The sequence below is a fragment of the Planktothrix sp. genome (assembly GCF_046067725.1).
In the GTDB taxonomy this organism is placed as follows: Bacteria; Cyanobacteriota; Cyanobacteriia; order Cyanobacteriales; family Microcoleaceae; genus Planktothrix.
In genome coordinates this window covers 1-11,223 of record NZ_JBJUDF010000059.1, presented here as the reverse complement: position 1 = coordinate 11,223, position 11,223 = coordinate 1, and the positions used below count along the sequence as shown (strand labels likewise).

Below are 11,223 nucleotides of genomic sequence, written 5' to 3'. Positions count from 1 at the left end.
AAAAAATTTTGAGAGACGCACCTAGGCGCGCCTCTAGGAATTTTAGGTTAGGGTTTGTGGGAATAAACGTTAGAATCCGTTACGTGCCCAAACCACCATTGAAATTGAAAAAGTAAACAGCACTAACAACGAAACCCAACCGAGTGAGACAATATCCATAGTGATGTAAAAAAACGTTGCAAAATAACTCCAGTGTAGATCATAACGTTAAACGGAGCGATCGCATGAATCTGAACCCCTCCTCAAATTTTACGGCGGCTGAACGGTTAGAATCTCTCAAAGCAGGTGTGTTAGCCGGGTTCTGTATCGGATTCACCCAAATGCTTCTCAGCAGCCTGAACCTGTGGCTGTGGAGCCAACCCCTCAATATCCTTGTTTCTGTGCCCTTAACGGCTGTGAGTGGGTTTTTGTTTGGTGTCACCTATCGGTATATTATTCGCGGCGACGATAACCCTCAATTAAAATTAGGCGGAATTTTCGCCTTTGGACTGGTTCGCGCCTTAGCAGAAATCGAACTCCAACTTCAGACCCAAACCCCCCTAAAACAGATTGCGATTCTAGCGGGAGAAAATTTATTATTATTTGCAATTGTTGGATTAATATTAGATCAAGCCTTACAAAAAAGCTGGATCAAATCCTTTCGTTAAAATCTATCACTTCATTGTTGGACTTGAGATCTCTATTCTTCAGACTGAAGCCCAACAATGTTTTTCTGAATTTAACTGAAATTCAAAACCTCGAAATTCGGTTCACCATAAGCCATATTGCGGTCAATGGCGGACAAAACTTTACGATTGGCTAAATCCGAGAATAAACAATCACAAACCAACTGACCTACATCCGCCCGATGAATGGTTCCTGCGACTCGGTAATTTTCCGTTAACACCCCATTTCCGGTTGCCGGTTCCGATTTTAATCCCCCCGGACGAATAATCGTATAAGTTAATCCACTATTGATTAAATGTTGTTCGGCTTTTTCCTTTTCCAACAAAACGGATTTTAACGTTTCCAACGCTTGGGGAGGTAAGGCTACCACACTTTCCCCACTTCCAATGGAAGAAACTAAAATAAACTTTTTCACCCCCGCTTTTACCGCCGCATCAATTAAATTTTTATTCCCCAAATAGTCCGCCCGTTCTCCATCTTTGGGTAAACCTCCAATGGTACTAATCACGGCTGAAATCGGTTCTGGCCCTAAGATGGCTTGTTCAACGGCTATGATATCTAAGGCATCTCCCCGTACCACCTGCACCTCCATCCCTTCCAACTCAGGTTGAGTATCCGGTGTTCTCAATAAGGCCTTGACGTTGATTTGTTGATTTCGGAGAGATTTCACGACTTCTCGGCCCACACCTCGACTCGCACCTGCAACAAAAATATAAGATTCCCGATTCATGGATTTTAACGATTGAATGCTATCTTCCATAGATCACTATATATCATGGTGGAGGGAACAGGGTATGGAAAATTTGTATGATCAATTTCAGGATTTCATATCAGTACCCCAACATAATTATTGACACATTTCTAATTCCCTGTTCCCAGTCAATCGCAGTTCCCTATTCCCTTTAACTATTAGCATCTTCTAAATTGATACACTTTTAATTCATATAAAATTCTTAAATCTTTGCCCAAGATCATAACAAAGCCAGGGTTTTTCTAGGGAGAATTTAATTTGACTCTCCAATCCTTTTCCGTTTTTTCTAAGTTAAATGAATGACTTAAATGTAAGAGTTTTTGAAAATTTCCCCCTAATCTTAACTTTTTAATAATTTGGGTAATCGAAACACCATATTTGCGATTAAATTGACTGCCTAATATAGATAATGAAACATGATCATCAGGAGAATTTAAGGTTAATTCCTGTATAATTTCAATTAAGGCATTCTCCAAATCATCTAAAGATTCAATCACCGGAAGTTGAGAAAATTCCGCCTCGGTTAAAGCCGTAGTTTGGGTTAAAGAGGGTTGAATTTCAAATAAAGTCACATAACTGGGCGATTTTTCTGAAGATTGATGCACCACAAACAAATGGGGGTTTTTGATAAAAATATCTCTGGCTTGATAATCGGAAAAATGGGAAGTAACCACTTGGCTAATGGTTAAATGGTACGTTTCTTTATATAATAAAGCAACTCGATTGAGTTTAATCCATTGACAATGGGAACGTTTTTGTTCTATTTTGATAATTTCTTGTAATTGGGTAATAAATTGATCTAAGGTCGGAATTTGAGGCACGGGAGCTAAGGAATAGGTATTAATTTGAGCAGTCCGGGTATTTAAAACGATAATTTTTGATTTATTTTTACTCACTTGATAAACCGTTAACCCATGATTTTGTAGGGTATTGCATAAATGAGTTAAGCCTTGGTCGGAGGAACACACTAACACTTCTTTGGCCGTAGGATAGTGAACAAAAATCGATGATCCCACCGTTGACATTTTTAAATCGGCACTATCTTTTCCAGGGGGAACATGAATTAATTGATAACCGCGTTGATGATATTCTAAATCTTTTTTTCCCATACTGCGCCAATTGGCAAAGGCGACTTTAATTTGTACTGGATATAAACAAATGGTTTCTAAAAATTTCTCCGTTTCCAAATCTAACGGCAGATTTTCGACATCTAATAATAAAATACTAATGCCAATTTCTCTGGAATTGATGCCATTAAATAATAACTGAGGAGAAGACTTTTCAACGAAGGGATAATTCGCAAACAAGACCGCAATATCGGGGTCGCTCAATTGTTCGAGTTTAGTAATTAAGGCCTGATACTCAGGAGAACATAAGAATTCAGCACTCAATAAACGGTTTAGATACGTTTTGAGTTTAACAAACAGTGCTTCTGGATGTCTGACTTGACTTAATCCTTGATTGAGTTGACGAATCAGTGAGGATTGATATTCAGCCTGTTGCCACGGAATCTGGCGATAACGGGGGTTAATCCAGTGGGGATATTGATAATGAAAGTTCACTAAGGTTCGACAAACATAGTGACTGATGGCCGGAACAAGCGAGGTTCCATTGTCTTGAATTGTGCTGATTTGTTCAAACATAACCCTGACTAGGCTACGGGTTGTCTTGTGTTATTCAGGTTAGCACGTTTGGGAAAAACGAAACAGATAGGTGATTATAGATTTTAACTTCCTGTTGACAGGGGGTAGGGGAGCTCATCGTTTTGGGGTGTCGTCTCAGACAAAAGCCAGGAGTTTTCAAAGCTGAGAAATCCCGAATCTTCTGTGATACAAGACCATTGAAGATTTGTTGTGTTTTGAAACAATAACTATGATTCCATTGAATATTGAATGATCAGTCTCCAAATCCAACCGATTACCATCAATCCGATTCCTAAAAATATAATTTGGGGTTCAATCCAAAAGGCTAAGAATAGACAAGCTCCTAAACCGATATAAGCTAAAATAGGAGAATAAAGTCGTTCTTCGGGTGACAATTTGAGAGCCGCTAAATTCGTAATAAAATAATAGATTAAAACCGTAAAGGCACTAAATGACCAAGTGGTTTTTACATTCCCCATTAACACTAAAAGTGCGATCGCAATTCCTACCGAAATAACCGCAAAAGTAGGCGTGGTTTGAGTTGTATTAAGTCGAGATAAAAATCGAGGCATATCGTGGCGTTTTCCCATGGCAAATACAACACGAGATAACCCTAAAATTAAATTTAATAAAACCCCTAACATCGCCGTCATCGCCCCCAATGCAATCACCCCATTACTACCCGGTAAAGCCAAGTGATTAGCAACTTGTTCTAAGGGTGCTGCGGTTAAAGTTGCTAAACTTAATGCTTCAGAACCAACAACTCCAACAGCAACTAACGCGACTCCTAAATACAGTAACATTGAAATGAATAAGGTAATAATCATGGCTTGGGGAATGGTTTTTTCCGGGTCTTTAACTTCTTCCCCCATAGTGGCAATTCGTCCATATCCGGTATAGGCAACAAACATTAATGCAGTTGCTTGCAAAAGGTTAGGAATGGCAGCAGGAGTGGCGGGAAAAACCGGAAAAAAATGGTTCAATCCTGTTGATGAAAATGCTAAGGGTAAACCGGAAATTATAAAAAATAATAAAGAAAATATCGTGATGGAAACGATGATTAAATTAGCGGTATTCGAGCGCCGGATGCCATTGAAAACGATAACCGTGAGGACAAAAACGCTGAACAGTGCCAGGGGAATTAATAACTTAGAACTGAGACCGAATAGTTGAATGAAATAACCGGAAAATCCTAATGCAGCCGTAGCTGCTGAAGCGGTTTTAGCTAACAAAAACATCCAACCTGCGATAAATCCTAACCCTGGATTGAGATATTTATAACCATATTCGTAAGTTCCGCCACTAACGGGATGATTTGCCGCCAGTTGAGCACTATTTAATCCATTACAAATCGCGACAAATGCCGCCAGAACAACCGCTAAAACCACAGAGGTTCCTATCAGTCCGGCGGCAATTCCAATACTAACAAACACCCCAGTTCCAATAATAGAACCTAACCCCATCCCAATCGCCCCTATCACTCCAATCTCTCGCTTCAGAGATGAAGATTTCTCATCTGACATGATCCATTTATCCTTAATTTAGAATTTGATCAGATCTTAGCTTAACTCCATTGTAATTTGAATTACAAAATTAAGTTATTTTAAGAGTTAACACATAAAATTAGCAAATTGAAACTTTTCTTAATTCTGGAAAATTTAGTTTAATTTAATAAATTTTTAACCCAATTTTAACCCTAAAAATTTATGATAGAGTTTGAATAGATAAATTCAGGGACAAAGGATGTTCTCAGAGGAGACTCTATGGACAATACAGCAAAAATATACAGTCTATACTTTGCTTTTGTCGATGTCATTACGTCTATTTGTATTTTAGTCAAGAATCAGGAATATTTTAGTACAAAAGAAAAAATAGAGTTATTTAATTTTTCACAAAAAAATATCAAGAGTGACGACCTTTTTCATGTTTTTCTATCAGAAGGAAGACAAAAATATTTTAATCTCAAAAATCAAGCTCTTAGCCCACTTTCTTTATCAAGTTTTAAAGCACAACAGCAATTAGAAAGACTCAAGGGCATTATTGAACAGTTTTTAGGAGAATTAGAATCCGAAAATTTAGATTTAATTTTTCCCCTATGGCTTGCCTATAATTTAGCTTTGGATCAGTATTTCTATCTATTTCCGGCAGGAAATAAGCCTAATTTATGGTATAAAAGGCAAGAACGATTGAGATTAGGATATCAAAAATATTTATCATCCTATCAATCGAACTCAAACTGGTGGCAAAGTATTGATATCACAGTCAAATCGAATTTAGGAAATTTTTAATCAAAAACTCACAGTTTGCTAGGTTTTAATTTTATTTAGGAGTTCAATATATGCTTGAAACAACAACTCATATTCAAACCCATACTTTAGGGTATTGGGCAGTAAAAACCATCAAACAACATCTGGAAACATTGAGCCATCATGAATCTGAAATTTTAAAAGATGATCATCCTGAAGAACTCCATCAAATGCGGGTAGAAATGCGAAGGTTACGTGCTACGATTATTATATTAGGTCGAGTTTTATACTTACCTGACTCGGCTGAATATCAAAATATCGATGACATTTCACGACGTTTTGAAAAATTACGAGATTTAGATGTATTATTAGAAATCTTACAAAATCGTTATTATTCTTATTTATCGGTTTCCGAACAAGAAACTTTAGATAATATATTAATTCATTGGGTGAAACAACGTTACAAAGCTCTTCGAGTTGTAGCCTGGATTTTAGATCATAAAATCTACAAAAACTTAAAAAAAGATTTAAAAGATTGGGTTAAGAATCCCCGCTTTACCTCTTGGGATGGCTTTTCAATTAATGAAGTTCTGCCTGATTTGTTACTTCCCCAAATTAGCGAATTATTCTTACATCCAGGTTGGCACATCGGTTACACTCAAATTGATTCTATTTCTTTAAAAATCTTAGAAGAGATTTTGAATAAACAGGGAAAATTATTGCACAGTTTAAGAAGGCAAACTAAGCAAGTTCGCTATCAAATGGATTTATTTACGGGATTCTATTCTTCTAAATATTTAGATTATTTAGAAGGTTTAAAAGCCATCCAAGGATGTTTAGGGAAGATTCAAGACACTTTAGTTTTAGAAGAAAAAATAACCCAAGAAATATCATCCAATCTCAAGTCTGAACTTCCTAATTTTGTCAATTTATTAGCTCAGGATCGCTATCAATATTGGCAAGAATGGGAACAATTGCGACATCAGTATTTAAAATCAGAAACCCGCTATGGATTTCACATAGAATTGCTGCACCCTGTTACGAGTAAAAACAATCCATGAAGGACAGAATAAAATTGACCCTTTCAAATTGATTGGGATTGCCTTAACTCGTTTCAATCAGAATCAAGAATTAGGAACAGAAAATAGATCAAGCTTGAGATTAATTTCTACTATAAAATTTCACAATCTTGAGCAAGTTTTAAAGTTTAATTCCCAAAACTTGGGTGAATGCACCTCTGGCTTGGGTAACACCAATGGTGCGTTGAGACGCTTCCATCATCGGACGCCGTAAGCTAACAACAATAAATTGAGCTTGTTCGGTTTGACTTTTAATCATTTTTGCCAATCTTTCCACGTTCGCTCCATCTAAAAACATATCAACTTCATCAAAAGCATAAAACGGGGAAGGACGATATCTTTGTAGCGCAAAAATAAAGCTTAAAGCCGTTAAAGATTTTTCACCTCCTGACATTGAGGTTAACCGTTGAACGGGTTTTCCTTTGGGGTGAGCAATTAAATTTAACCCACTACTAAAGGGATCTTCTGGGTTATCAATTTCTAAATAGCCATCTCCTTCAGAGAGTTGAGCAAAAATCGTTTGGAAATTCTCATTAACGGCATCAAAAGCTTCTTGAAAAGCGCGACGGCGTAAGGTGGTAAAATTCTCAATTCTTAATAATAATTCGGTTCTTTCTCCTTCTAAGGTGGTTAATTTTTGGGTTAATTCTTCTAACCGAGTTTGAGTGCGTTCAAATTCTTCTAACGCTAACATATTTACAGGTTCTAAGGCTTCCATACGTTTTTGGAGCGATCGCAAATCCCGTTGTAACGCGGCTAAATCTAAATTATTAGGAAGATTCGGTAACGGTTCAGGCAGTTCTGAGCGAATAGCCGCAATTTGTTCTAATTTAATTGTTAATTGTTCCCGTCGTCCCTGTTGAGTTTCTTGTAATTTCTCAATTTGCCAATCTAATTGTTGTTTGGCTAACCGCAATTCTCCTAAGAGATTTTCAACCTGATCCCGTTGTTTTTTCTCCTCTCCTAATTTCGCTTCCACTTGAGAAACTTTTACACGGGTTTGTTGTATTTTTTGATAAATTTCTGCTAATTGAACCTTGACAGTTTCTAACTTTTGTGTTATGGATTTCTGTTCTTGACGAATGGCTTCTAATTTCTGATTTCCCTCTTGAATTTTATCCTGTAAACGGGTTTGTTGATTCTCAATTTCAATTAACCGTTGTTGCACAGTTCTTAGGGCATTGTCTTTTTGTTGTAACTCGGTTTCTTGGGTTCTTAATACCCCTTGAAGTTGTTGCCATTCACTATGACTATGGGTGGCTTCTAATTGCGCTAAAACTTCCCGATCTTGTTGTAATTTCGTTTCTAAATTGGGAATTTCTGCCTCTAAATTCTTTAAGCGAATTTGGGCGGTATTGAATTCTTGGGTATTTTTTTCTAATTGCGATCGCAGTTGTTCCTGTTGATTTCTTAACGTTTTAATTTCCGACTCTAATAAGGAAACTTGTTGTTGATGATCTCGCAAGGTTTGTCTAACTTCGTTGAGTTGTTGCGATCGCAATTTCACCGTTTGACTCGCTTCTTCAATACTACGGTTACACCGTTCTAAAATTCGTTCAATTTCCTCTAACCGTTCTTTCAATGCTGCAATATTTCTGGCTTCGGCTGACCCTTGATCTGTGCCAAAATGTAACGTAGACCGAGAGGAAACACTTCCCCCCGTCATCGCTCCGGTTGTTTCTAATAATTCCCCTTCTAAAGTTACAATGCGATATTGTCCTAACACTTTTCGAGCATTACTTAAATTATTAAACACTAAAGTATTACCAAAAACATAAGCAAAAATATCTTGATATCGCGGTTCATATTCGATTAAATTTACCGCTAAATCAATTAACCCTGGCAAGTTTCGCATTGTGGCTAAATTAGGAAGATTAGAACGATTTCCTTGAATTTTATTTAACGGTAAAAACGTTGCTCGTCCCGCTTGTTGACGCTTCAAAAATTCAATTGCGGCCGCCGCCACACTATCATCTTCTACCACAATATGACCCAACCTCGCACCCGCCGCCGTTTCCAAGGCTAACTGATATTGGGGTTCAACTTGTCCCAACTGACACACCAACCCACAAAGCCCGGAAATACCCGACTGAGCAATAATTTTAGTCGCATAACTTCCCGTCGCCTCTTGTTGGGCTTGGTGTTGCGCTTCTAATTTATCCAATTTGCGCTGACGTTCCCGTTGTTCCTGTAACAGACGGGTTTGGGTTTCCTGTTGTACCTGTAAGTTGGTTTCCGCCTCTGTCACCTGTTGGGTTAGAGTTGTCACCTCTTGAGACGTCGCATCCCGTTGAGTGGTCGCCGTTTCCAGGGCTATTGTTTTTTGCGATAACTCCTCAGCCAAGGTCGTAATAGAGTGTTGCTGTTCGGAAAGTTGCTTTTGCAGTTGGTCAACTCGTTCCCGCAGCCGCGCTTGTTCGGTGCGATGGGGATCAAGGGTTTTTTGTAAGGTTTCAATTTGACGGTGCAGTTCCGTTTGTTGCACCATCCAGCTTTCGGCTTGTTGGGCGACCTGAGACGTCGCCTCCCGACTGCGTTCGACCGTGACTTGCAGGGTGTCCCGTTCCCGTTGGCGTTGACCCAAATTTAAGGTTTCCTGGTCTTTTTCAATGGCTAGAGTATCCAGGGTTTGATATTGTTGACGCAGTTCTTGTTCGGTTTGGTGAATTTGAGTAACGGTTTGTTGCAGGGCGGTTTCCAGTTCCGCAGACCGGGTTTGGAGTTGACGCTGTTGGGCTTCTTCGGTGGCTAAACTCGACTGAAGGGCGATGAGTTCTTCTTCCCCCATCGCCTTAACATGAGCGTTGAGTTCTTCGAGTTGTACCGAGGTGGTGTGAATTTGTTGATCTTTTTGTTGACGTTGTTCGTTCAGTTCCGTTAACGTGCGATCATCGGCTTCTATTTGTTCCCGTAGTCGTCCTTGTTGATGTTGTAACGTTTGATAATTAAGAACCGTTTCCCACTGACTTTTTTGTTGAAATTCTTCTCGAAGTTGTTGATATTTTTCAGCTTTTGAACGATCTTTATCTAAGCGATCGCGTTGGGCAATTAATTCTTGTTCTACAATACGACTGCGTTCTTCTCGATCCTTAACCGCATCTAATTTTTCCTTCGCTAAAGTAATTTTTCGATCAAAGGAAGCCACCCCCGCCAACTCATCAATAATTTCTCGACGTTCACGGGGTTTCATCGTAATAATACCCGTCACATCTCCTTGTAAAACCACGTTATATCCTTCGGGATAAATACGCAGTTTATTTAACTGTTCATGCAGTTCCGTTTGAGTACAAGCTTCCCCATTAATATAATAAGTCGAGGTATAAGTTCCTTGTTTTGTAACTCTTAATTTCCGCGAAATTGTCCATTCTAAATCAACTGGAACTCCCAGTGAAACACGCATCTTGCCTGTCTCTGTCTCAATTTCTAATCCCGTTTCTTCCCCTAACTCTTCCATTTCCGGGGATAAACCATTATTCATCTCATCATTATTTCTTCCCAAAGGTTCGCCGTCATAGTCTGACAAGTCAAACGTCACCGTTACAACGGTTTCAACGGTGGTTTTGCGACTTTGGGCGTTATTCACGAGATCGGGTAAACGTTCCGCCCGCATTCCTTTAGAAGAGGATAATCCCAAAGCAAATAATAACGCATCCAGAATATTTGATTTACCCGAACCATTCGGCCCAGAAATGACCGTAAAACCCGGTAGTAATGGGACTGCTGTTGTCCCACCAAAGGATTTAAAGTTAGTCAGTTCGACGCGCTTAATATGAACCATTTGGGCGGATGTAGATGAATCATCTTAGTGGGGACAACTCAAGGGGGTAGTTGTCGGAAGAATCAATAATATTATCAGTTTAGGGTTAATCAAGCAAGGTAATGGGCATTTTTCAACTACAGTAACACAGTTATCTGTCCTCAGTCATCGGTTCATCGCGTTGAAACTGATTTCATCTGGGCAAACAAATTGTTTTAAATTAGCTAAACCCAGCAAAATTTAACCGGATTTAGTCTACTAGGGATTTAATAATAGAATTGTTTAAAAATTTTACAGTTGAATTGGGGAATAGGGAAGATAGCGATCGCTTATAATCAACTATAATTGATTATAAGTTTTCTCAAAAGTAGGTGATAAGATGTCTTCCATTCTCACTAACCCTCAACCTAGTCAGTCTGAACCGATGACTCAAACTAGCTCTGAAGTGTCCTTTATGGAATTATTAACCGAAATCCAAAAAACTCCTAGAGAATATTGGTTTCATTTGTTCCAAATTCTGCACGCATTTCGAGAAGCGATCGGATTAGATCATTCTGCTGAAAATGAAATCAGCGACTCAGAGGAAGAACAATTAGAACAAACTCAAAAAAATCAGGCTGCTATTGAATTACTAAGACAATGGAGAGAAGCAGATGATGACCAGGAACAAAAAGAAACGTGGGCAATTCTTGCTAAAGCCTTAGAAGTTAATGAATAATTTAATATTAATCCGATTATGAGACTAATTTTTTTAGATTCTGCACCTTTGGGAATGATTTCTCATCCTAAAGCAACGGCAAGCGCTTTAAACTGTCAATTATGGCTAGAAAATTTACTGGCTCAGAATGAAATTATTGTGTTACCGGAAATTGTTGACTATGAACTGAGGCGAGAATTAATACGAGTTAATAAAGAAGCTAGTATCAACAAGCTTAATCAATTAAAATCAGTCTTACGATATTTACCCCTTACAACGGAAACAATGCTATTAGCCGCGCAATTTTGGGCAGAGGCACGAAAGGCAGGAAAACCCACAGCCGATAATAATGCTCTGGATGCTGATATGATTTTAGCGGCTCAA

10 protein-coding genes are annotated in these 11,223 nt (G+C 38.5%); 5 read left to right on the top strand and 5 right to left on the bottom strand.

What is annotated here, in order from left to right; translation table 11 throughout:
- Positions 1-69: 69 nt before the first annotated feature.
- Positions 70-159 (bottom strand): cytochrome b6-f complex subunit PetN, encoded by a 90-nt coding sequence (gene petN, locus ACKPEB_RS03465; RefSeq protein ID WP_071782645.1) that lies wholly within the window; start codon positions 157-159, stop codon positions 70-72.
- A 17-nt stretch (positions 160-176) separates the two neighbouring features.
- On the opposite strand from petN, the gene ACKPEB_RS03460 reads away from it, so the two are divergent.
- Entirely contained in the window at positions 177-647 is a 471-nt protein-coding gene (locus ACKPEB_RS03460) for a hypothetical protein (RefSeq protein ID WP_408963396.1), read from the top strand.
- Between the two features lie 71 nt (positions 648-718).
- Here the strand turns inward: ACKPEB_RS03460 and ACKPEB_RS03455 are convergent, their stop codons facing one another.
- From ACKPEB_RS03455 to ACKPEB_RS03445, 3 genes are all read right to left on the bottom strand, one after another.
- The gene (locus ACKPEB_RS03455) at positions 719-1,396 is read right to left on the bottom strand and encodes an SDR family oxidoreductase (RefSeq protein ID WP_408963397.1); all 678 of its coding nucleotides are present in this window, start codon (positions 1,394-1,396) and stop codon (positions 719-721) included.
- Between the two features lie 263 nt (positions 1,397-1,659).
- Positions 1,660-3,060: an NYN domain-containing protein gene (locus tag ACKPEB_RS03450; RefSeq protein ID WP_408963395.1), complete on the bottom strand. Its 1,401-nt coding sequence runs from the start codon at positions 3,058-3,060 to the stop codon at positions 1,660-1,662.
- 227 nt (positions 3,061-3,287) lie between these two features.
- Complete coding sequence (locus ACKPEB_RS03445; protein ID WP_408963394.1) at positions 3,288-4,583, bottom strand: APC family permease; 1,296 nt, start codon at positions 4,581-4,583, stop codon at positions 3,288-3,290.
- A gap of 240 nt (positions 4,584-4,823) precedes the next feature.
- Between ACKPEB_RS03445 and ACKPEB_RS03440 the strand changes: the two genes are divergently transcribed.
- A complete protein-coding gene (locus ACKPEB_RS03440; protein ID WP_408963393.1) occupies positions 4,824-5,348 on the top strand; it encodes a hypothetical protein in 525 nt (174 codons plus the stop codon).
- Between the two features lie 50 nt (positions 5,349-5,398).
- Positions 5,399-6,367: a CHAD domain-containing protein gene (locus ACKPEB_RS03435; protein ID WP_408963392.1), complete on the top strand. Its 969-nt coding sequence runs from the start codon at positions 5,399-5,401 to the stop codon at positions 6,365-6,367.
- Between the two features lie 139 nt (positions 6,368-6,506).
- On the opposite strand, the gene smc is transcribed toward ACKPEB_RS03435, so the two are convergent.
- Positions 6,507-10,163 carry a chromosome segregation protein SMC gene (gene smc, locus ACKPEB_RS03430; RefSeq protein WP_408963391.1) on the bottom strand — a complete coding sequence of 1,219 codons (3,657 nt, stop codon included), beginning with the start codon at positions 10,161-10,163 and terminating at the stop codon, positions 6,507-6,509.
- Between the two features lie 358 nt (positions 10,164-10,521).
- Between smc and ACKPEB_RS03425 the strand changes: the two genes are divergently transcribed.
- Together ACKPEB_RS03425 and ACKPEB_RS03420 are read left to right on the top strand one after the other, a co-directional pair.
- Positions 10,522-10,860, top strand: a complete 339-nt coding sequence (locus tag ACKPEB_RS03425; protein WP_408963390.1) for a hypothetical protein — start codon at positions 10,522-10,524, stop codon at positions 10,858-10,860.
- An 18-nt stretch (positions 10,861-10,878) separates the two neighbouring features.
- Positions 10,879-11,223: nucleic acid-binding protein (locus ACKPEB_RS03420; protein ID WP_408963389.1), on the top strand; the 345-nt coding region annotated here is incomplete at its 3' end.

Excerpts from the sequence above, each read along its gene's own strand:
- ACKPEB_RS03445 (WP_408963394.1), bottom strand. The coding sequence starts at position 4,583 with ATGTCAGATGAGAAATCTTCATCTCTGAAGCGAGAGATTGGAGTGATA.
- ACKPEB_RS03450 (WP_408963395.1), bottom strand. The coding sequence starts at position 3,060 with ATGTTTGAACAAATCAGCACAATTCAAGACAATGGAACCTCGCTTGTT.
- petN (WP_071782645.1), bottom strand. The coding sequence starts at position 159 with ATGGATATTGTCTCACTCGGTTGGGTTTCGTTGTTAGTGCTGTTTACT.
- ACKPEB_RS03455 (WP_408963397.1), bottom strand. The coding sequence starts at position 1,396 with ATGAATCGGGAATCTTATATTTTTGTTGCAGGTGCGAGTCGAGGTGTG.
- ACKPEB_RS03440 (WP_408963393.1), top strand. The coding sequence starts at position 4,824 with ATGGACAATACAGCAAAAATATACAGTCTATACTTTGCTTTTGTCGAT.
- smc (WP_408963391.1), bottom strand. The coding sequence starts at position 10,163 with ATGGTTCATATTAAGCGCGTCGAACTGACTAACTTTAAATCCTTTGGT.
- ACKPEB_RS03435 (WP_408963392.1), top strand. The coding sequence starts at position 5,399 with ATGCTTGAAACAACAACTCATATTCAAACCCATACTTTAGGGTATTGG.
- ACKPEB_RS03425 (WP_408963390.1), top strand. The coding sequence starts at position 10,522 with ATGTCTTCCATTCTCACTAACCCTCAACCTAGTCAGTCTGAACCGATG.